This is a genomic window from Sedimentimonas flavescens (assembly GCF_019264375.1).
Classification (GTDB): Bacteria; Pseudomonadota; Alphaproteobacteria; order Rhodobacterales; family Rhodobacteraceae; genus Rhodobacter; species Rhodobacter flavescens.
Map to the genome: position 1 here is coordinate 100,235 of NZ_JAHVAI010000006.1, position 20,107 is coordinate 120,341.

Consider the following 20,107-nt stretch of genomic DNA (forward strand, 5'->3'; position numbering starts at 1 on the left):
TCTCACTCCTTCCGAGAGGCGAGCGCGTTGACCGCCGCCACGGTGATTGCCGAGCCGCCCAGTCGTCCCTCGACCGCCATCGCGGGCACGGGGGCTGCCTCCATCAACGCCGCTTTCGATTCCGCCGCACCGATGAAACCGACGGGGCAGCCGATGATCGCGGCGGGGCGCGGGCAGGCTGGGTCTTCGAGCATGTTCAGCAGGTGAAACAGCGCCGTCGGCGCGTTGCCGATGGCCACAACCGCGCCTGCAAGCTTCGGGCGCCACAGCTCCAGCGCGGCGGCCGAGCGGGTATTGCCCATCTCGCGCGCCATCTCGGGGACGCGGGGATCTTGCAGGGTGCAGATGATCTCGTTGTTCGCGGGCAGGCGCGCGCGGGTAATACCCTCGCTGACCATACGCGCGTCGCACAGGATCGGCGCGCCAGCCTCAAGCGCCGCGCGGGCTGCAATCGCCATGCCGGGGGTGAAGCGGACGCATTCCTCAAGCCCGACCATGCCCGCCGCATGGATCATGCGGACCACCACGACCTCCTCCTCGGGGGTGAAGCGGGCCAGATCGGCCTCGGCCCGGATGGTGGCGAAGGACTGCACATAGATCGTCGCGCCGTCCTTTTCGTATTCGTAAGGCATCAGGAGAACTCCGGGAGATCGGGAATTTCGGTGGGGTCGAGGGCCACGCGGAGGGGCGTATCCGCCGCCGTGCCATCGGGGATGAGGTCATAGCCGCGCGCGGTGGCGACCAGAGTCAGATCGGCACGCGTGGGCCAGCCACAACCCTTGGCGCAGCCCGAGACATGCAGGATGCGCCCCTTGGGAACGCGCGGCGCAAGGGCGCGCGCCAGATCGCGCGTCGGCCCCTCGGCCTGAAGGCAGCCGGGCGCGCCGGTGCAGGCATAGACGCGCAGAAGCGGATCAGTGGCATCGGTGATCAGGCCCGGCAGTTCTGGCATCGCGCGCAGCCCCTCGATCAGTACCATGCGCCAGGGCGTGATGCGCAGCGGGCCAAGGCGGCCCAGCGCCCAGAAGGTCTCGGCCTGCATCTGGCCGAACTCGAAGGCCACAAGCGCGCCCTGCGCAACCAACCCCGGGCCGGGGGGGGCAAGCGCGGGCGCGGGTGCCAGCGTCGCGCCCTCGGGGCGCGCGCCGCGTTCGATCAGAGAGGCCATCCGGCCCCGACCGTTCACAACCCCACCCAGATCGACGAACCAGCGCGCCAGATCGACGGCGGCCTGCGCGGCAGCCTCGGGCGCGACGGGCGCGCCCAGGTCCATTCCGGCCGCGCGCAAGATCAGGCGCCCATCCGCCGCACGTTCAAGGCGAATGTCGGCGGGCGTGTCGGCCATCAGCGGCGCAGGCCCAATATCGAGGGCAAAGCCAAACTTGCCGGGCAGCGCGGGCGCATCGGCCAGTGCTGCGACCAGATCACCCGCCAGCACATCGGTCTGGGTATCGGCGAAGGGGGTAACGATGACATTGCGCCGGGTCTCGGCAGCGATATCGGCGTCGATCAGTCCAAGCGCGGTCAGATCGGCGATCAGAGCGGGATGGGTTTCCGGGCTCACGCCGCGCAGTTGCACATTGGCGCGGCCCGACAGGTCGATCAGCCCATTGCCGTGGGCGCGCGCGGCGGTCGCAATCCCCGCCGCCTGCTCGGGCGTGATCCGCCCACCGCGCGGACGCACCCGCACAACCAGCCCGTCGCCCGAGGCCATCGGACGCAGCGCGCCGGGGCACCAGCCTTGCACCTTGAAGCTCATGGCGTGCCCTCCAGCGTTGCGGCGATCGAGTTGCGGCGCGTCGCCCACAGACCGGCCTCGGCCAGCCGCTGAAACAGATCGCGCATCGCGGCCAGCGCCTCGGGGTTGGCCTCTTGCATGAAGGCCACGATCTCGTCGCGGCCAAGCGTCGCCTCGTGGTACAGGTCGAACAGATGCGGCGGCACCACCTGCGCCAGATGCGCAAAGGCCGCCATGTGATCGAGCGTCGCCGCGATCTCGGCCGCACCGCGATAGCCATGGGCCGTCATGCCATCCGACCAGGCCGGATTCGCGGCACGGGCGCGCACGACACGGGCGATCTCTTCGGTCAGGGTGCGGGCGCGGGGGCGGTCGGGTTGCGTCGCATCCAGGTGGTAAAGCGCGGGTTTCGCCGCCCCAAGCCGTGCGAGCGCCGCGGCAAAGCCTGCCTCATGCGCGGCATAATCGGCGGCCAAAAGCACGTCGCTTTCGGGCAGATCCTGCGCATGAACGAAACTGTCGGCGCCCTTCAGGCGCGCCTCAAGCCCGGCACGGTCATCGCGGCTTTGCCCATCCGCGCCGATGGCGAAGGACGAGGCCGCGATCCAGGCCTCTCCGGCCGCGGCGCGGGCCTCGGGGGTGAAAGCGTCCATCGCGGTGCCCATGCCAAGGCCATACTGGCCGGGGCGCGGGCCGAAGACGCGGGCGGCGCGGGCCAGATAGGGGTTGTCCTCGGGCGCCTCATCGCGTGCGGCAAGTGCTGCGGCCCCGGTCTCGAAGAGCTGCGCAAGACCCGGGAACACATCGCGGAACAGCCCCGAGACCCGTAGCGTCACGTCGATACGCGGACGGCCAAGCAGCGCCAGCGCGATCACCTCGACCCCGCTCACCCGGCCCGAGCTGGCATCCCAAACCGGCTGCAACCCGGCCAGATGCAGAGCCATGGCAAATTCCTCGCCCGCCGTGCGCATCGTGGCCGAGCCCCAGAGGTCAATCACCAGCCCCTTGGGCCAGTCGCCCTGATCCTGCAAATGGCGGCGCAGGAGTTCCTCGGCCAGCTTGACGCCCTGACCATGCGCTGCCCGGCTTGGCACCGCGCGCGGATCGACGGAAAAGAGGTTCCGCCCTGTCGGCAGCACGTCCGAGCGCCCGCGCGAGGGCGAACCCGACGGCCCCGGCGCGATGCGACGACCGGCCAGCGCATCCAGCACGCCCGCGCGCTCCTGCGCGCCGCAGATGCCGGTGCCGAAGACATGCAGCCCCTCGCCGAACTGGCTTTCCTTGATGTCGCAGACGAAGCGGTCGATGCGGGTGATCGCCTCGGCGGCGCTGGCCAGCGCGGGAATGCCAAGGTCGTCCTCGACGCCCGAGGCGCGGGCCTCGGCGCGGATGTCGGAGATCAGGCGATCACGCCGCGCGGGGTCAAGCCCGTCGGCGGTCGAGTATTCATCAAGCAGTCGCTCAAGATGCGTCATTCCTTCGGGGACCGAGGCCGCGACCTGCGGCGGCGGCACATGGCCCACGGTGACCGCCCCGATACGGCGCTTGGCCTGCGCGGCCTCGCCGGGGTCATTAACGATGAAGGGGTAGATCACGGGCGTCGCACCGATCAGCGCCTCGGGCCAGCAGGCGCCCGAGAGCGCCACGGCCTTACCCGGCAGCCACTCCAGTGTGCCATGCGCGCCCATATGCACCAGCGCGTCGATCCCCTGCGCGCGCAGCCACAGATAGAAGGCCACATAGCCATGGCGCGGGGTGCGCGTCAGGTCGTGGTAATCGTCATCGCGGGTGGTTGCATCGCCGCGCTCGGGTTGCAGCGCGACGAGGGCCGAGCCGCAGCGTAGGGCCGCGAAGTGGAAGGAGTTATCCGTCACCGAAGGGTCATCGCTCGGCGCACCCCATGTGGCGGTCAGATCGTCGCGCAACGCCTGCGGCAGGGTCGCCAGCGCGGCAAGGTAATCGTCCATCGGCCAGGAAACGCGCGTCTCGGCCAGCGCGCCCAGATCGGCCGGGGGGGCGATGTCATGCCCCCCCTTAGCCAGCGCGGTCAGCAGTTCCTCGGTCGAGGCCAGCGCATCGAGGCCCACCGCATGGGCCATCTGCCAGGCCCGCCCCGGATAGGTCGAGAGCACCACGGCCAGCTTGCGCTGTGCCGGTCCGAGCTGACCAAGCCGGTGCCAGGCGACGACGCGGGCCACCACGGCCTCGATCCGCTCGGCATCGGCGCGGTGGGCAAAGCGGGAATACTGAAGATCGGCGTCCTTGCGACCGGGTTGCTTGAAAGAGACAACGCCGCCAAACAACCGCCCGTCCACCTCGGGCAGAACCACATGCATGGCAAGATCGGCGGGGGAGAGGCCGCGCTCGGCCTCCGCCCAATCGCGGCGGCGCGCGGTGGACAGCGCCACCTGAAAGACCGGGCAACCGAAGGCGTCGAACGGCGTGCGCCCATCCAGCCCCTGCGCCGAGAAAGCGGTGGCATTGACCACGGCCACCGGCGCAAGCCCCTGCCCCGCAAGCCAATCGGCAAATCCCGGCGCCTTGAGCGAGGCCGCGAACACACCGCAGGCGGCGAAGCCCGCGCGGCGCAGCGCCGCGATCAGCGCATCGACCGGGTCGGTATCGGCCGCCGTCAGATAAGAGCGGTAGAAGCTGACCAGAACCAGCGGCCCCTTGGGCGGCGTGTCGATCACACCTGCCTGCGGGTCATAGAACCCCATCGCCGGAACCTCGGTCGCGCCCTCGACGGGCGCGGCACTCAGCCCGGCGGCCTCGGCTAGCGCTGCCAGCGCGGCCTGCGCGGCCACCGCCCCGCCCGCATCGCACAGATCCTTGAGCCGCCGCAGCACTGGCACCGGCAGGGTCGAGACCTCATCGAGCCGCGTATCCTCGCGCCCGTCGGCGGGCAGTACCGCCAGCGCGATCCCGCGACGCCGCGCGAGATCCTGAATCGAGGCGATGCCGTAGGGCCAATAAGGCTCGCCCCCGATCAGGCGGATCAGGATTGCCTTGGCGCCTTCCAGCGTTTGTTCAACATAGGTATCGACCGAGATCGGATGTTTGAGCGCCACGATATTGGCCAGCCGCAGCGTCGGCAGCCCGCCCGACGCGCAATGCCAGCCCGCCGCGAAAGCGCCGAGATCGGAATCCGAGAGGGACAGCACGACCATCTCTGCGGGCGTCTGCCCCAGATCGGTCGGCGTCTCGGTTTCCTCGAGCCCGTGGCTTTCGCGGAAGACGACATGCATCAGGCGGCAGCACCTTCCATCAGCACGGCGCGGATCGCGTCTTCGTTCACATCGTCATGCTCGGCGATGACGACAAGCGCGGTGCGGCGGGTGTCAGCGCCCCAGGGGCGGTCGAACTGGTGGCGCACACGCTCGCCCACGGCCTGTACCAGCAGGCGCATCGGCTTGCCCGACACGGCGACATGACCCTTGACGCGCAGGATGTTTTGCTCCCGCGCGAGGCGTTCAATCGCAGCGACGAGGCGCGCGGGATCGGCCACCTCGGGCAGCTCGATCACGACCGTGTCGAAATCGTCATGCTCGTGGTCGCCATGGTCATCGTGATGCGAGGGGCGCGCGGCCAGATCGTCCTCGGCGGCGGCACCAAGACCCAGGATCACCTTGGGGTCGATCACGCCCTCGGTCAGCGGCAGGATCGGCAGCTTGCGCGGCGCCTCGGCCTCAATCACGGCGCGCGCGGCGCTCAGGCCCGCTTCACCGGCAAGGTCGGCCTTGGACAGTAGGACAATGTCGGCGCAGGCGATCTGGTCTTCGAACACCTCGGACAGCGGCGTTTCATGGTCGATGGAGTCGTCGGCCTCGCGCTGCGCATTCACCGCCTCGACATCGGGGGCGAAGCGGCCCGCAGCGACAGCTTCGGCATCGGCCAGCGCGATCACGCCATCGACCGTGATGCGCGAGCGGATCGCCGGCCAGTCAAAGGCCTTAAGCAGCGGTTTGGGCAGCGCAAGACCCGAGGTCTCGATCAGGATGTGATCGGGGCGGGTCGGGCGCGCCATCAGCGCCTCGATGGTGGGGATGAAGTCATCGGCGACGGTGCAGCAGATGCAGCCATTGGCCAGCTCGACGATGTTCTCGTCGGGGCAGTTCTCATCGGCACACTGGCGCAGGATCTCGCCGTCAACGCCGACGGTGCCAAACTCGTTGACCAGCACGGCCAGCTTCTTGCCCTGCGGATTGGCCATCAGGTGGCGGATCAGCGTCGTCTTGCCCGCGCCGAGAAAGCCGGTGATCACGGTCACGGGGATTTTGGTCAGGTCGGTCATTGCTCACTCCTGCGGGGGAATACGGGCAAGGCTTTGCTTGCGGAAAATCACGGGGCGCTCGCGCCACGGCACAAGGCCGTCTTCGCTGGCGGCATAGGCGGCGGCGCCCTGAAGAATGTCGGCGGCATCGGCCGAGGTCATGCGGCCATAAACATAGGACCACTTGCCCGGCGAACTAAGCGCAACCGAGCAGCCGTTCGAACAGGCCGAGAGGCATTCGACAGGGCGGATCTCGACACCCTCGGGGGCACCGTGGCGCTCAAGCGCACGGTACAGCATGGTGCCCGCGCGCTCGTCGCTCGCGACATTCAGCGGGCAACCGGCGCAACCGCCATTCACGACCTTGTCGTTCGGGCAGCCATCGCAGACCGACTCCGAAGCGCGGCAAGTGGTGCAGACATGTAAAACGGCGCTCATAGAGGCCCCTTTCGTGCGGCGACCGGGGCGCTGTCCAGAGGCGCGCCTATAGGGGCCGCCTGCCGGTTGCGGAACACCCCGTCCGCCCGTTCAAATCCTTGCGCGGGCAGGTCTCCCGGCTTGCGGATCCCGGGCCCCCGAGGTGGGTAGGCCCATCGGTTGGCCCACCTTCCCGGCATCTGCCAGTGGTCGGGCCGACCTCTCCGGTCACGGTCGCGGGGGCGGCTGCGCTTCGGGTTTGGACGCCTCTCGGTCGCAAACCCTGTCGCATTCCCTCTTCACCTGTCATAGGACAGGACCAGCGCGCCCTTTCCCTGAGACAGGCGCCCCCCTTTGTCAAGAACGAGGACCGCCGCAATGACCACCGAAAGCGACGACCGCAAGGATTCCGACCGCCACGCCAGCAAGATGGCAAAGAAGAAGGCCGCGCGGGACAAGATCATGGCGACGAAATCGGGCGAGAAGGGCCTGATCATCGTCCATACCGGGGCGGGCAAGGGCAAGTCCTCCTCGGGCTTCGGGATGATTCTTCGCTGCATCGCGCACGGGATGCCCTGCGCCGTCGTTCAGTTCATCAAGGGCGCCTGGGATACGGGCGAGCGCCGCCTGCTGACCGAAAACTTTGGCGATCTGTGCCAGTTCCACGCCATGGGCGAGGGCTTCACCTGGGAAACCCAGGACCGCGAGCGCGACATCGCCGCCGCTCGCGCGGGATGGGAAAAGGCCAAGGAGCTGATCCGCAACCCCGAGATCCGCATGGTCTTGCTCGATGAGATCAACATCGCGCTGCGCTACGATTACCTCGACCTAAACGAAGTGCTCGAGTTCCTGCGCACCGAGAAACCCGCCTTGACCCATGTCGTCCTGACCGGCCGCAATGCCGCCGAGGGCCTGATCGAGGCGGCTGATCTGGTGACGGAGATGACACTGATCAAGCATCCGTTCCGGTCAGGCGTAAAGGGCCAGCCCGGCGTCGAGTTCTAAGCGTCGAAGGCCGGGCCGGGGGCCAGCCCCCGGACCCCCGAGGTATTTCGACCAAGAAGAACGGAAAGGGTTTCTTAACCGTGATCGGCCAAGATGGTTTTGCGGTACAGGGAGAGGTCCCGATGACCGCCCAAGGAGAAAGCGCCGCGCCTCCCCCGCTTCGGCGGCCCGAGGTGCGGCGCCCAAATCTTCTCCCTTTCTTCTTGGCTGAAAATACCTCCGCCGGAGGCATCCGCAGTTTCAAACCGCGCAGCATCGGGAGGGTTTGATGACGGCGATCATGATCCAGGGTGCAGGTTCAAACGTGGGCAAGTCGATGCTGGTGGCGGGGCTGTGCCGCGCAGCATTGCGGCGCGGGCGGAGTGTTGCGCCGTTCAAGCCGCAGAACATGTCAAATAACGCAGCGGTGACGGCGGACGGCGGCGAGATCGGGCGGGCGCAGGCCTTGCAGGCGCTGGCCTCTCGGCTTGAGCCTATCACCGATATGAACCCGATCCTGCTGAAGCCCGAAACCGATGTCGGGGCGCAGGTCGTGGTGCAGGGCAAGCGGCTCGCGACTGTCAAGGCGCGCGACTATGCGGCGCTCAAGCCTCAGTTGATGGGTGCGGTGCTGGAGAGTTTCAACCGGCTCAAGGCGATGCATGACCTTGTGATCGTCGAGGGGGCAGGCTCGCCCGCCGAGGTCAACCTGCGCGCGGGTGACATCGCCAATATGGGATTTGCGCGCGCCGCCGATGTCCCGGTGATCCTGGCGGGTGACATCGACCGCGGCGGGGTGATCGCGCAGATCGTGGGAACGCAGGCCGTGCTCGACCCAGAGGATGCGGCGATGATCGCCGGTTTCCTGATCAACAAGTTCCGTGGCGACCCGAGCCTGTTCGACGACGGCTACCGGCTGATCGAGGCGCGCACGGGCTGGCGCGGGTTCGGGGTTCTGCCCTGGTTTTCGCAAGCGCATAAGCTGCCTGCCGAGGATGCGCTCGACCTGCGATCCGGGCCCTCCTCAGGCGGGGTCAAGATCGCCTGCCTCGCGCTTTCACGCATCGCGAATTTCGACGACCTCGACCCGCTGAATGCCGAACCGGGAGTCGATATGGTCATGGTGCGCGCGGGCGAGACGATCCCCTGCGATGCGCAACTGGTGATCATTCCGGGTTCGAAATCCACGCGGGGCGATCTGGAGTTTCTGCGTGCGCAGGGATGGGACATTGACCTCATGGCGCATTATCGGCGCGGCGGGCATGTGCTGGGCATCTGTGGCGGCTATCAGATGCTCGGCCGTGTCGTCCGCGACCCCGGCGGGATCGAGGGCGCTCCGGGCGAAACAGCAGGCCTCGGGCTGCTCGACGTCGCGACAGAAATGACGCCCGACAAGCGCCTGACGCGCACGCGGGCGGTGCACGCGGCCTCGGGGCTGGAGGTTGAGGGCTATGAGATCCACATCGGCCGCACCGAAGGCCCGGACCGCGCGCGGCCTTTCGCGCAGGTCGAGGGCCAGCCCGAGGGTGCGATCTCGGACTGCGGGCGGGTGACGGGCAGCTATCTGCACGGGCTCTTCGCCGCCGATGCTTTCCGCGCGGCTTTCCTTGGTCAGATCGGCATTGCCGCCTCGGGGCTCAGCCATTCGTCCGGGGTCGAGGCGGCGCTCGACGCGCTGGCCGATCACGTCGAGGCGCATCTCGACGTTGCGGGGATCCTGGCGCTGGCGCGTTAGGTCAGTGCCGCTTGCAGGCGTTCCCATTCGGCGGGGGCGCCCGGCAGGCCAAGGCGGATCCAGCGGTCCGAATAGGGGAAGATGCGGCTCCAGACTTGCTGGCGCGCGAGTTGGTCTTGCGCCGATCGGGCGTCCGGCGTCGCGTAGGTGCGGAAAAGCGCGCAGCCGCCGACCAGGGACCAGCCCGCCTTTTCTGCCATCGCATCGATGCGGATGACCTCGGCTTCAAGCCGCGCGATGGTGTCGCGCCGCCAATCGGCATCAGCCAGCGCCGCGCAGCCGATCTCGATCGCCGCGCCCGAGACGGGCCAGGGGCCGGCCATATCCGAGAGGCGGGCGATAAGGCCCTCAGGGCCGAAGGCGAACCCTAGGCGCACCCCTGCAAGGCCCCAGAACTTGCCGAAGGAGCGCAGGACGAGGATCGGGCCGGGATCGGCGATCACGGAAAGCGCGGGCGTCGGGTCGGCGAAGCTCTCATCAACGATCAGTTGGCCTACCTGTTGCGCTAGCGCGCGCAGGGCCTCGGGCGCATGACTGCGCCCATCGGGGTTGTTCGGATTGACCACGATGGCCAGATCCGCACCCGCCAGATCCTCAAGAGCCGAAACCTCGGTGACACTCCAGCCCGCCGCACGCAGCGAGGCCGCATGTTCGTTATAGGTGGGGGCCAGAACGCGGGCCTGACCGGGCGGCATAAGGCGCGGGATCAGTTGGATCGCCGCCTGCGCCCCGGCAAGAGCCACGCCCGGCGCCTTCGTTCCGAAAGCGGCTTGGGCGGTGCGCATCAGGCGCGCCTTGGCCTCGGCAGTGGGCAGCATGGTCCAGGCCTCGGGCGGCAGGGCAGGCACCGGATAGGGCACGCGGTTGATGCCGGTCGAGAGGTCGATCCAGTCATCCCCGCCGTAATGGGCCTTGGCCCAGTCGATATTCCCACCGTGATCGCGCATCACATCCCCAGCACCGCCAGCGCCCCGATCAGCGCGGTCAGACCCAACATCGTGCGGCGGTAAAGCGCAAGTCCCCGGTCAAGGTCAACCGCCCTCGGATCGGGGCAGGCGCCGTTCACCCAAGGCTCCTCGGCCACGCGGTCGGCGTAGATGCGGGGGCCCGACAGCCGCACGCCAAGCGCCCCGGCCATGGCCGCCTCGGGCCAGCCCGCATTGGGCGAGCGGTGATGGCGCGCATCGCGCATCATGCAGGCCAGCGCCCGACCCGCGCGCCCCGAGGCCAGCGCGAACAAAAGCCCGCTGAGCCGCGCCGGGATCAGGTTCACCAGATCGTCGATCCGGGCCGAGGCCCAGCCGAATTCCTCATGGCGCGGGGTGCGATGACCGATCATCGAATCGAGCGTGTTGATCGCCTTGTAGGCCGCAATCCCCGGCAGCCCCGCCACCACGCCCCAGAACAGCGGCGCCACAATCCCGTCGGAGCTGTTCTCGGCGAGGCTTTCCAGCGCGGCGCGGGCGACGCCGGCCTCGTCCAGACGGCTCGGGTCGCGGCCGACGATCATTGACACTGCATGGCGCGCGGCGGGCAGATCGCCCGCCACCAAGGGGCGCGCAACCGCGACGACATGGTCATGCATCGAGCGCAGCGCCACCAGCGGCCAGGCCAGAATGCCGCCCAGAAGAATACCCGGCCAACCCTGCGGCAGGGCCAATTGCACGGCCAAGGCGATCCCCCCGGTCAGCCCGATGACAAGCAGGGCCGCCGCCACCCCGCGCAGACGGCGTGCAGGCCCCTCGCGGTTCCAGCTGCGGTCAAGCCAGCCGATCAGCGCGCCGATCCAGGTCACCGGATGACCGATCCGTGCGTAAAGCGCATTCGGCCAGCCGAAGGCCAGATCGCAACCGATAGCGACCAGTATCATCGCGGCGAAACTCATGCCGAGCCTCCGCGAAACTGGATCACACCGCGCAGACCCGCATCGCGCAGCATCTGCGCAGCGCCAGCCGGAACGCATCCCGGCGCAAAGATCAGCCCGCGCGCCGCGCCGGTATGGGCGATGCAGTAGCCAAGTGCCCCTGCACGCCGCGCAAGTTCGGCCGTCGGATCGCCCGAGGGGCCACGCAGCGCCAGCGTCCGCGCGGCGCTTTCCGAGGCGAGCGTGGCGAACCCGGCAAGATCACTTGTCCCGCTCCAGACCTGCACGAGATCGGCAATGTCCGGAAAGTCGCTGTCCGTTGCGATGGTGCGCCTTGGCGCCCCCCAAAGGCCACCGATCATCTCGAAGCACGGCACGGGCGGCAGCGACGCAAGGCATCGCCCCTGACGCGAGGCCCAGAGCATCCGCTCGGGGCGCACGAACATCAGCGGGTCCGAGGCGCCCTCGACATCAATACAGGCCGCCGCCAGATCCTGAGGGTGCCCGCGCCAGCCAGCCAGCAACGCCAGCGCAACGAGGCTCGCCGTCGAAACGCCGGTGCCGCAGCCGGGCTCAGCCAGCGGGTGCAGGGCAAAATACCCGCGCGGGCGCAGGTTCAACCGCGCCAGCATCTGCCGCGCCAGCACCGGGGTCAGAAGCCCACCATGCAGGTTCAGCCCCGCGCGCGGCGCGGATTGCCCGCGCACCCCAAGCGCCGGGCACGGCACCGAGATCAGCGCAACCGGACCCGAAGGCCCCATCCGCCCCTGAAGGAACTCTCCGAAATGGCCTGGCACATGGATCACGCGAACACCCGATTAACCTCGGCCACCGACCAGCCGCCGCGCGGATGAACCTGCACCCGCGTCAGCGACAATGGCGCGATCTGAAACGCAAGACCGCCCGGAACCGACCCCGTCGCCAGCGCCAGCGCCACCCGCACGATCCCGGCATGGGCGACGATGGCCACCTGCCCGCCGCGCCCGCCGACATCGTGCAGGGCCGGGGCGATGCGCGCGTGCAGATCGGCAAAGCTCTCACCCTGCGGCGGTCGGTGCTCGGCCAGCTCGGCCGTCGAAAGCGCGCCAATGTCGGGCAGATCGCCGAAGGGCAGCCCCTCCCAAGCACCGAAGTCCTGCTCCCAGAACCTTGGATCGGTCTGTCCGGTCAACTCGGGCCAGAGGGTGCCCGCCGTCTGCTGGCAACGCAACGCGGGGCTGACCACAAGCGCAGGCGGCACGCCCAGGGCCGCGCGCATCCCGGCGAAGGCCGCCGCATCCGAGCAATCCGCCGGAACGTCCCTGCGCCCCGCCAATCGCCCGCCATTGATCTGCGGCGCATGCCGGATCAAAAGCAGTTCGGTCGCCTCCTCACGGGCCATGGTCGCATTTCTCCTTCCGTCTCAGCGCCGTTTCTGCTTTGTCAGCGCGCAAGGAACAAGAGGCACGATGACTCGCATCATTCTGGTCACTGGCGGCGCCCGCTCGGGCAAAAGCCGTATCGCGGAGGAGCGGACGCTCGCATTCGGGCGCCCGGCCAGTTATATCGCGACCGCCCAAGCCTTTGACAGCGAAATGGAAAAGCGCATCGCAACGCATCAGGAACGGCGCGGCGCGGAATGGGTGACCCATGCCGAACCGCTCGATCTGGTCGGCGCGCTCAGCCTGACCGAGGGCCAGCCGCGACTGGTCGATTGTCTGACACTGTGGCTGACAAACCTGATGCTAGGCGGCCATGACTGGCAATCGGCGGGGCGCGAACTGGTCGCGGCCCTGCCCCGGCAAGCCAGCCCCGTGGTTCTGGTCACCAATGAAATCGGCGCCGGGATCGTGCCCGAAAACAAGCTTGCCCGAGACTTCCGCGATGCCGCGGGTCTTCTTAACCAATGGGTCGCGGCAGTGGCGGACGAAGTCACGCTTGCCGTCGCGGGCCTGCCACTGAAAGTAAAGTGATGCGCTTCGAGTCCCTGTCCCAGATCGCCACCTTGGCAAACACCCTGCCCGCCGGCGATGCCGCCGCCCGCGCTGCTGCCCTTGCCCGGCAAAATAGCCTGACCAAGCCCCCGGGATCGCTTGGCCGACTTGAGGAACTGGCGCTGTTCATGGCCGAATGGCGCGGCACCGACCGCCCGGCGATCACCAAGGCGCAGGCGCTGGTCTTTGCCGGCAACCATGGCATTTGCGCGCAGGGCGTGAACCCCTATCCGCAGGCCGTGACCGCGCAGATGGTGGCGAATTTCGAACATGGCGGCGCGGCGATCAACCAGCTTTGCCGCGCGAATGGCGCCGATCTGAGCGTGGTCGCGCTCGATCTGGACAATCCCACGGCCGACTTCACCACCGGCCCCGCGATGACCGAGGCCGAAACGCTCGACGCGATGAACCGTGGCGCGGCAGCGGTGGACAGCGGCGCCGATGTGCTGATCCTGGGCGAGATGGGCATCGGTAACTCGACGATCGCGGCGGCGCTCACCTCGGCGCTGTTCGACGCGACGCCTGCCGATTGGGTCGGGCCGGGCACCGGCTCGGACGCGGAAGGGATTCGCCGCAAGATCGTGGCTATCGAGAAGGGCCTTGCGCTGCACGGCGGTCAGAACGCCATGGCAACGCTGGCCGCCCTTGGCGGGCGCGAACAGGCGGCGATCTGCGGTGCGGTTCTCGCGGCGCGCGCCGCGCGTATTCCGGTGATCCTTGATGGCTTCATCTGCACCGCCGCCGCCGCGACCCTGCATGCCGCCGATCCGCGCCTGCTTGATCATTGCGTGGTCGGCCATGCCTCGGCCGAGCCGGGCCACCGCCGCCTGCTGGCCGCCATCGACAAGAAAGCCATCGTCGAGTTCGACATGCGCCTTGGCGAAGGCTCGGGCGCGGCACTGGCGCTTGGTATCCTGCGCGCGGCGCTGGAGTGCCACAACGGCATGGCCACCTTCGGTGAGGCGGGGGTCTCCGAGGCATGATCCGCGCGGCGCTTGGACAGGTGCAACTGGCGGTGATGCTGCTCACGCGGCTGCCCGCCGGACGCCTGCCCGAGCCCGCGCCCTCGATGGGCGCCAGTGCCTGGGCCTTTCCGCTGGCCGGGCTGGCGGTGGGTGCGATTGCTGCGGTTGTTCTAAGCGGCGCCTTGGCGCTTGGGCTGCCGCCCATGCTGGCGGCGGGGCTTGCGCTGGCGGCGCAGATCGCCGCAACCGGCGCGCTGCACGAGGACGGTCTGGCCGATGTCTGCGACGGGTTCTGGGGCGGCCATGACCCCGCCCGGCGGCTGGAGATCATGCGCGACTCCCGCATCGGCTCTTATGGCACGCTTGGCCTGATCCTGTCGGTCGGGCTGCGCTGGCAGGCGCTCAGCCTGCTGGCAACAACAGCCCACCCTTGGCTTGCGATTATTGCCGTTGCGATGACCAGCCGCGTGGCCTCTGCCGCGCTGTTGGCCGCGATGCCGCCCGCCCGCAGTGACGGGCTTGGCCGCGCAGCCAGTGGCGTCACCGCCCGTGCCGCGATCATCGCCGCCGTGATCGCAGTGCTACCCGCACTGGCCGTTCCCGGCATGGGCGCGGCCATCGCCGTTCAGATCGTGCTCGGCCTCAGCCTCGCCGCCCTCGCCCGGCGCAAGATCGGTGGGCAGACCGGCGACGTTCTGGGCACCGCGCAGCAACTGGCCGAGATCGGCGCGCTCCTGACCCTCGCCGCCCGCGCCTAGCGCTTTTTCAACGCATCGAGCAGCGCCGCGCCGAACGCACCGGTATCGCCACCCTTCGGACCGGCCTGCATCGGCCCACGCGGCGCCTTGCCCTTGGGCGCGCCCTTGTTGGCATCCCGCGCGGCGCGGTCCTCCTTGGCGCTGGTGCCGCCGTCCTTGCGCATGGTCAGGCCGATGCGCTTGCGCGGCACGTCCACCTCGGTCACGCGCACCTTCACCACGTCGCCCGCTTTCACCACCTCATGCGGGTCTTTGATGAAACGGTCGGCCAGCTGGCTGACATGAACCAGCCCGTCCTGATGCACTCCGATATCGACGAAGGCGCCAAAGGCCGCGACATTGGTGACGGTGCCTTCCAGCACCATGCCCGGTTTGAGGTCGGTGATCTCCTCGACGCCATCCGTGAAGGTCGCGGTGACAAAGCTCGGGCGCGGGTCGCGGCCGGGTTTTTCCAGTTCGGACAGGATGTCGCGCACGGTTGGCAGGCCGAAGCTTGCATCAACGAAATCCTCGGCGCGCAGGCGTTTGAGCGTCGCGCTGTCGCCCATCAGGGCGCGAATGTCGCGCCCGCAGGCCTTCACGATGCGGCGGGCGACGTCATAGGCCTCGGGGTGGACGGCCGAGGCATCGAGCGGCTCGGCCCCGTCGCGGATACGCAGAAAGCCCGCGCATTGCTCGAACGCGCGGGGGCCAAGGCGCGCGACCTTCAGCAGATCGCGCCGCGCGGCAAAGGCGCCGTTCGCGTCGCGATGGGCCACGATGGCTTCGGCCAGCCCCGGCCCAAGGCCCGAGACATGCGCGAGAAGCGGCGCCGAGGCAGTGTTGAGATCCACACCCACCGCGTTCACCGCATCCTCGACCACGGCCTCAAGCGAGCGCCCAAGCCGGTGCTGATCGACGTCATGCTGATACTGGCCGACACCGATCGACTTCGGCTCGATCTTCACCAGTTCCGCGAGCGGGTCTTGCAGGCGCCGTGCGATCGACACGGCGCCGCGCAGGCTCACGTCTAGGTCGGGGAATTCACGCGCCGCCAGTTCCGAGGCCGAATAGACCGAGGCCCCGGCCTCGGACACCACCACCTTGGTCGGCGCCTTGACGGAGGCGGGCAGCGCGCGGATCAGATCGGCCACCATGCGTTCGGTCTCGCGGCTGGCTGTGCCGTTGCCGATGGCGATCAGCTCGACCCCGTGGCGCGCGATCAGTGTCATCAGCGCCGCCTGTGCGCCGCGCAGATCGTTCTTGGGCTGGAACGGATAGACCGTCGTCGTCTCGACCACCTTGCCGGTCGCATCGACCACGGCGACCTTGACGCCGGTGCGGATTCCGGGGTCTAGGCCAAGCGTCGGGCGCGCGCCTGCCGGTGCGGCCAGCAGCAGATCCTTGAGGTTACGGGCGAAAACCTGAATGGCCTCATCCTGTGCCCGGCCGCGCAGATCGCCTAGCAGGTCAAGCATCATCGACAGGCTCAGCTTGACGCGCCAGGTCCAGCCCGCCGCAGCCCGCAACCAAGCATCGGCCTTGCCGGTGCCGCGCGCCTCAAGCGCCGCGGCGACCATCGCCTCGGCCCGCGCGACGCCCTCTTCGTCGGGGGCGATGTCCAGCGTCACGACCCCTTCGTTCGAGGCCCGCAGCATCGCCAGCGCACGGTGCGAGGGTACATCCGCCCACCGCTCGCGATGGTCAAAATAGTCAGAGAACTTGGCACCCTTGTCTTCCTGCCCGGCGATGACCTTTGCCGTCAGCAGAGCCTCTTTCTGCAGGAAGGCACGCAGATCGCCCAGAAGCGCGGCGTTCTCGGTCAGGCCCTCGGCCACGATGTCGCGCGCGCCGGTCAGGGCATCCTTGACCGTGGGCACCGCCTCGGACAGGTAGCTTGCGGCCAGCGCCTCCGGGTCTGCGGCGCGGTCAGAGAGGATCGCCTCGACCAGCGGGCCAAGCCCGTTTTCCCGCGCGATCATCGCCTTGGTGCGGCGCTTGGGCTTGTAGGGCCGGTAGATGTCCTCCAGCGCCGCCTTGGTCTCGGCCTGCTGGATCTGACGCGCAAGCTCGTCGGTCAGCTTGTCCTGCTCGGAGATCGACTTGAGGATCGCCGCGCGCCGCGCCTCCATCTCGCGCAGATAGCCGAGGCGCTCGGCCAACAGGCGCAGTTGCGTGTCATCCAGCCCCCCGGTGACTTCCTTGCGGTAACGCGCAACGAACGGAACGGTCGCACCTTCGTCCAGCAGGGCGGTCGCGGCGCGGACCTGCTCGGGGCGCGCGCCGATGTCTTTGGCGATGGTCTGGGCAATGCGCTGTTCGGTTTCCAAGGCTGTCCTCCCGGCTGGCTGGGCAGCCTTCTTAGCGGGCGGCGGCGGCCGGGCCAAGAGGGCAGATCAGGGCTGCGCCTGCGGGGCTGAGAAACTCTCCATCAGCGCAGCGAAAGCCGCGCGCTCGGCGCGGCTGCGCGCTAGCAGCGCGCGCGAGGCCGCCAGCGGTCCGTCCTCGGCACTTGGCGTGTCTGAGTAAAGCGCCAGCAACTGCCGCTGCGCCTCGGTTCCCTCTTGCGCAACCGCATCCCAGTCGGCGCTGCGCCAGGCGGCCGCACGCGCACCATCCGTATCGCCCGCCTGCATGAAGGCGTTGCGCGCCAGCGCATACTGCCCCATCAGCGCCGCTGCCTGCGCGCGCAAGCCCGACGCCTGTGCACCGTCGAGCGCCCCAAGATGCGCCAGCGCCGCCGGGCCATCGCCATCCTGCAGCGCCGCGCGCGCCAAAAGCAGGCGCCCCTCTTCGACCTGACCGAGCGCCCCCAAACTCGCCCGTGCAGCCGGAGCAAACCCCTGATCGAGCAACCTCTCGGCAAGGTGCAGGCGTGTGCCCTTTGGCAGTTCGGCCGCCTCAATCATGGCCCGCTGCGCATAGAAAGCGCGCAGGAACAGGGCATCGTCGGGCACATCGGACAATTGTCCGATCAGATCGGCGGTGGTTGTAACGCGCAACGTCTCGTCGGTCGCTTCGGGCCAGCCAGCGAGCGCGGCAAAGGCCGGATCGAACCGTCCGACCGAACCAAGCCCGAGGATCTGCGCGCGCAAAACGGCAACCCCCTTTGCGGAGGGCAGCAGCTCAACCGCCAGCGCCTCGGCCTGCGAAATGGTGCCGTCATCCATCGCCTCACCCCTCGCAAAGCGCCCCTCGACAAGCTGGATCAGCGCATCGACCGCGCTTTCCTGATTGCTCCGCATCAACTCGACCAGCTTGCTCTCGGGCATCTCGCCAAGCTGCGCACCGATCAGCCCGAGCGGCGCCGAAACCTCGGCCGGGGCGCGTTCGAGCGCCTTCCAAACCGCCTGCGCGGCATCCTCGGCACCAAGCGCGATCAGCCGATCGGCAAGCCGCCGCGCAATCACGGTGCGCAATCCCGGCGGCAGCGCGGCATTGGCGCGCAATACCGCCCCCAGATCGTAATCCCACCGCGACGGTGTGCCGCGCGCACCAAGCAGCGCCCAAAGCGCGACCTTGCCGTTGCACTTCCCCATCGTCAGGATCGCTTTTGCGTCGGGGCGTGGCAGATCCTCAACCACCGCTGCCATGAATTCGAGCGCGCGCGTCGTGTCGCTTGGCGCCGCGAGCGAGCGCAAGAGCAAACGCGCCTCGGCCCCGAAACCAAGCGCGACATAGACCCGCGCCAGGGCCACGACCTGATCGGGCTGCGGCTTGTCGAACTCGCCCAGAAGGCCGTTGCGCGCCGCGGCGATCTGCTCGGCCGGGGGCCTGTCATCAAGCCAGGCCGCCGCATCGAACAACCCGTCAGGCAGGCAGCTCTCACCATGGTCGGAAACCATCGGCTGATCCGAGGGGCCGACCCCGGCGCGATCGAACGCGGTTTCGGAATGCAGCGCGAGATGGTCGCCGATCTCCGCCGGGGGCTGTGGCGGGGCAACGGGTATCTCGGGCAGGCGCATCGCCGCAGGGTCAACATGGATCAGCCCCTGCGACGCGGCTCGCCCGATCTGGCGCAGCAGATCCTCTTCGGCGGCGCGGATGCGGCGATCTGGTTGCGGCAGGGCGAGGGCGGGTTCGGGCAGTTCCGACCTGCCGGGGGCCTCAAACGCCCGAAACCGTTCGGAATAGGACGGCAGAGCAGGGCGCGGAAACGGAGCGACATGCGGCTCAGGCGCCTCGCGAAAGTCGATCACAACGGCGCCATCCGCGGTCTCGAACGCGGTGGCCTCCACACCCTCGGCCACGCTTATCGAGACATCCGATCTGCCGGGAAGCGCAGCCACATCGGTAACGCGGGTGCGCGGGATCAGCCGAAAGACCGCGCTCAGATCATAGCCATCGACCGGGCCATCTGGGCGCAGCGTGTAGACGCCGTCCGCATGATCGAGCCCCCACCCCATCCCCGACGGAAGGGGAAACACCAGCCGCGTGAACCCCTCATGCTCGCCCGAGCGCACCGCCACTGGCTCTGCCAAGGCCGACGAGGCCAGCGCCAGCACAAGCGCGATCAAGGCCGTGCGGATCATGCTGCCTCCGCCTTCACGGCCTTCAGCGCATCTTCGAGTTCCGAGAAACTCGGGCGGATGTGATGCGGCGTGTTCTGGCGCCCGACCTCGATGCAGATATTGGTGGCGTGGTTGTGCAGATTGGCCACCAGCACCTCGCGGATCAGCTTGTAGAAATGGCTGTCCTCGTCGATGACCGCCTTGATTCGGGTCGCGAAGGGCGCGATGAACCCGTAGGCCAGAAACACGCCCAGAAACGTGCCCACCAAGGCGCCACCGATCATCTTGCCCAGGATCTCGGGCGGCTGGTCGATCGAGCCCATGGTCTTGATCACCCCAAGCACCGCCGCGACGATACCAAGCGCGGGCATCGCATCGGCCACGGACTGCATAGCATGGCTTGAATGCATCGCGTGGTGGTAGTTCGCCTCAAGCTGCTTCTCGAGCACCTCTTCGACCTGATGCGGATCGTCGTAATTCATCGAAGCCGAGCGCAGCGTGTCGCAGATCAGATCGACCGCCTCGTGGTCATGCGCGATCTTGGGATAGCGACCGAAGATCGACGAGGCCTCGGGCGCCTCGATATGCTCCTCCACCGCGACGGGGTTCTGCCGTGCCAGCCGGATCAACTCGAACAGCAGGCACAGCAGATCGCGGTAATCCGAGGGTTTCCACTTCGGCCCCTTGAACACCTTGCCGACCGATTTCAGCGTGTGCTTGATCGCGGCGGTGTCGTTCGACAGCACGAACGAGCCCGCCGCCGCCCCCCCGATCATGATCATCTCGAAGGGCAGGGATTTGAGGATGATCCCCATCTTGCCGCCGGCTGCGACATAGCCGCCGAACACCATGGCAAAGATGATGACGATGCCGATTATCCCGATCATGCGCGGACTCCATCGTTTGCGCG

General features: G+C 68.3%; 17 protein-coding genes and 1 riboswitch. Of the genes, 5 read left to right on the forward strand and 12 right to left on the reverse strand.

Annotation, left to right across the window (positions count from 1 at the left end; genetic code table 11):
• Positions 1–2: 2 nt before the first annotated feature.
• The 5 genes from KTQ37_RS07820 to KTQ37_RS07840 are packed head-to-tail and all read right to left on the reverse strand — an operon-like array spanning position 3 to position 6,449.
• Positions 3–632, reverse strand: a complete 630-nt coding sequence (locus KTQ37_RS07820; RefSeq protein ID WP_218629944.1) for a precorrin-8X methylmutase — start codon at positions 630–632, stop codon at positions 3–5.
• Positions 632–1,759, reverse strand: coding sequence for a precorrin-3B synthase (gene cobG, locus KTQ37_RS07825; protein ID WP_218629945.1), 1,128 nt, complete (start codon positions 1,757–1,759; stop codon positions 632–634). The genes KTQ37_RS07820 and cobG overlap by 1 nt, the downstream gene beginning before the upstream one ends.
• Positions 1,756–4,986, reverse strand: a complete 3,231-nt coding sequence (gene cobN / locus KTQ37_RS07830) for a cobaltochelatase subunit CobN (RefSeq protein WP_218629946.1) — start codon at positions 4,984–4,986, stop codon at positions 1,756–1,758. The genes cobG and cobN overlap by 4 nt, the downstream gene beginning before the upstream one ends.
• Entirely contained in the window at positions 4,986–6,032 is a 1,047-nt protein-coding gene (gene cobW / locus KTQ37_RS07835) for a cobalamin biosynthesis protein CobW (protein WP_218629947.1), read from the reverse strand. The genes cobN and cobW overlap by 1 nt, the downstream gene beginning before the upstream one ends.
• Before the next feature lie 3 nt (positions 6,033–6,035).
• A complete protein-coding gene (locus KTQ37_RS07840) occupies positions 6,036–6,449 on the reverse strand; it encodes a DUF1636 family protein (RefSeq protein ID WP_218629948.1) in 414 nt (137 codons plus the stop codon).
• A gap of 88 nt (positions 6,450–6,537) precedes the next feature.
• Positions 6,538–6,767, reverse strand: a riboswitch (cobalamin riboswitch).
• A gap of 39 nt (positions 6,768–6,806) precedes the next feature.
• On the opposite strand from KTQ37_RS07840, the gene cobO reads away from it, so the two are divergent.
• The gene (gene cobO / locus KTQ37_RS07845; protein ID WP_218629949.1) at positions 6,807–7,433 is read left to right on the forward strand and encodes a cob(I)yrinic acid a,c-diamide adenosyltransferase; all 627 of its coding nucleotides are present in this window, start codon (positions 6,807–6,809) and stop codon (positions 7,431–7,433) included.
• Between the two features lie 268 nt (positions 7,434–7,701).
• Positions 7,702–9,147, forward strand: a complete 1,446-nt coding sequence (locus KTQ37_RS07850) for a cobyric acid synthase (RefSeq protein ID WP_218629950.1) — start codon at positions 7,702–7,704, stop codon at positions 9,145–9,147.
• Here KTQ37_RS07850 and cobD read toward each other — a convergent pair.
• Genes cobD through KTQ37_RS07870 form a run of 4 tightly spaced genes read right to left on the reverse strand, consistent with a single transcriptional unit; the run spans position 9,144 to position 12,392 of the window.
• Positions 9,144–10,094 carry a threonine-phosphate decarboxylase CobD gene (cobD, locus tag KTQ37_RS07855; RefSeq protein ID WP_218629951.1) on the reverse strand — a complete coding sequence of 317 codons (951 nt, stop codon included), beginning with the start codon at positions 10,092–10,094 and terminating at the stop codon, positions 9,144–9,146. The two genes, KTQ37_RS07850 and cobD, sit on opposite strands and share 4 nt — an antisense overlap.
• Positions 10,094–11,032, reverse strand: coding sequence for an adenosylcobinamide-phosphate synthase CbiB (gene cbiB / locus KTQ37_RS07860; protein WP_218629952.1), 939 nt, complete (start codon positions 11,030–11,032; stop codon positions 10,094–10,096). The genes cobD and cbiB overlap by 1 nt, the downstream gene beginning before the upstream one ends.
• Positions 11,029–11,817: a propanediol utilization protein gene (locus KTQ37_RS07865; RefSeq protein ID WP_218629953.1), complete on the reverse strand. Its 789-nt coding sequence runs from the start codon at positions 11,815–11,817 to the stop codon at positions 11,029–11,031. Before KTQ37_RS07865 ends, cbiB begins: the two co-directional genes overlap by 4 nt.
• Positions 11,814–12,392, reverse strand: coding sequence for a histidine phosphatase family protein (locus KTQ37_RS07870; RefSeq protein WP_218629954.1), 579 nt, complete (start codon positions 12,390–12,392; stop codon positions 11,814–11,816). The genes KTQ37_RS07865 and KTQ37_RS07870 overlap by 4 nt, the downstream gene beginning before the upstream one ends.
• 67 nt (positions 12,393–12,459) lie before the next feature.
• Between KTQ37_RS07870 and cobU the strand changes: the two genes are divergently transcribed.
• The 3 genes from cobU to cobS are packed head-to-tail and all read left to right on the forward strand — an operon-like array spanning position 12,460 to position 14,707.
• Positions 12,460–12,963 (forward strand): bifunctional adenosylcobinamide kinase/adenosylcobinamide-phosphate guanylyltransferase, encoded by a 504-nt coding sequence (gene cobU, locus KTQ37_RS07875; protein WP_218629955.1) that lies wholly within the window; start codon positions 12,460–12,462, stop codon positions 12,961–12,963.
• Positions 12,963–13,967, forward strand: a complete 1,005-nt coding sequence (cobT, locus tag KTQ37_RS07880) for a nicotinate-nucleotide--dimethylbenzimidazole phosphoribosyltransferase (RefSeq protein WP_218629956.1) — start codon at positions 12,963–12,965, stop codon at positions 13,965–13,967. Before cobU ends, cobT begins: the two co-directional genes overlap by 1 nt.
• Entirely contained in the window at positions 13,964–14,707 is a 744-nt protein-coding gene (gene cobS, locus KTQ37_RS07885; RefSeq protein ID WP_218629957.1) for an adenosylcobinamide-GDP ribazoletransferase, read from the forward strand. Before cobT ends, cobS begins: the two co-directional genes overlap by 4 nt.
• Here the strand turns inward: cobS and KTQ37_RS07890 are convergent.
• The 3 genes from KTQ37_RS07890 to motA form a co-directional block, all read right to left on the reverse strand.
• The gene (locus tag KTQ37_RS07890) at positions 14,704–17,016 is read right to left on the reverse strand and encodes a Tex family protein (protein WP_218629958.1); all 2,313 of its coding nucleotides are present in this window, start codon (positions 17,014–17,016) and stop codon (positions 14,704–14,706) included. The genes cobS and KTQ37_RS07890 overlap by 4 nt on opposite strands.
• Before the next feature lie 66 nt (positions 17,017–17,082).
• Complete coding sequence (locus KTQ37_RS07895) at positions 17,083–19,218, reverse strand: hypothetical protein (RefSeq protein ID WP_218629959.1); 2,136 nt, start codon at positions 19,216–19,218, stop codon at positions 17,083–17,085.
• Positions 19,215–20,084: a flagellar motor stator protein MotA gene (gene motA / locus KTQ37_RS07900; protein WP_218629960.1), complete on the reverse strand. Its 870-nt coding sequence runs from the start codon at positions 20,082–20,084 to the stop codon at positions 19,215–19,217. Before motA ends, KTQ37_RS07895 begins: the two co-directional genes overlap by 4 nt.
• Positions 20,085–20,107 lie beyond the last annotated feature (23 nt).

What these genes read in the sequence shown, in the direction of transcription:
- KTQ37_RS07820 (WP_218629944.1), bottom strand. Translation starts at nt 632, where the DNA reads ATGCCTTACGAATACGAAAAGGACGGCGCGACGATCTATGTGCAGTCC.
- KTQ37_RS07850 (WP_218629950.1), top strand. Translation starts at nt 7,702, where the DNA reads ATGACGGCGATCATGATCCAGGGTGCAGGTTCAAACGTGGGCAAGTCG.
- cobN (WP_218629946.1), bottom strand. Translation starts at nt 4,986, where the DNA reads ATGCATGTCGTCTTCCGCGAAAGCCACGGGCTCGAGGAAACCGAGACG.
- KTQ37_RS07840 (WP_218629948.1), bottom strand. Translation starts at nt 6,449, where the DNA reads ATGAGCGCCGTTTTACATGTCTGCACCACTTGCCGCGCTTCGGAGTCG.
- cobT (WP_218629956.1), top strand. Translation starts at nt 12,963, where the DNA reads ATGCGCTTCGAGTCCCTGTCCCAGATCGCCACCTTGGCAAACACCCTG.
- KTQ37_RS07895 (WP_218629959.1), bottom strand. Translation starts at nt 19,218, where the DNA reads ATGATCCGCACGGCCTTGATCGCGCTTGTGCTGGCGCTGGCCTCGTCG.
- motA (WP_218629960.1), bottom strand. Translation starts at nt 20,084, where the DNA reads ATGATCGGGATAATCGGCATCGTCATCATCTTTGCCATGGTGTTCGGC.
- cbiB (WP_218629952.1), bottom strand. Translation starts at nt 11,032, where the DNA reads ATGAGTTTCGCCGCGATGATACTGGTCGCTATCGGTTGCGATCTGGCC.
- cobS (WP_218629957.1), top strand. Translation starts at nt 13,964, where the DNA reads ATGATCCGCGCGGCGCTTGGACAGGTGCAACTGGCGGTGATGCTGCTC.
- cobD (WP_218629951.1), bottom strand. Translation starts at nt 10,094, where the DNA reads ATGCGCGATCACGGTGGGAATATCGACTGGGCCAAGGCCCATTACGGC.
- cobU (WP_218629955.1), top strand. Translation starts at nt 12,460, where the DNA reads ATGACTCGCATCATTCTGGTCACTGGCGGCGCCCGCTCGGGCAAAAGC.
- cobG (WP_218629945.1), bottom strand. Translation starts at nt 1,759, where the DNA reads ATGAGCTTCAAGGTGCAAGGCTGGTGCCCCGGCGCGCTGCGTCCGATG.
- KTQ37_RS07870 (WP_218629954.1), bottom strand. Translation starts at nt 12,392, where the DNA reads ATGGCCCGTGAGGAGGCGACCGAACTGCTTTTGATCCGGCATGCGCCG.
- cobO (WP_218629949.1), top strand. Translation starts at nt 6,807, where the DNA reads ATGACCACCGAAAGCGACGACCGCAAGGATTCCGACCGCCACGCCAGC.
- cobW (WP_218629947.1), bottom strand. Translation starts at nt 6,032, where the DNA reads ATGACCGACCTGACCAAAATCCCCGTGACCGTGATCACCGGCTTTCTC.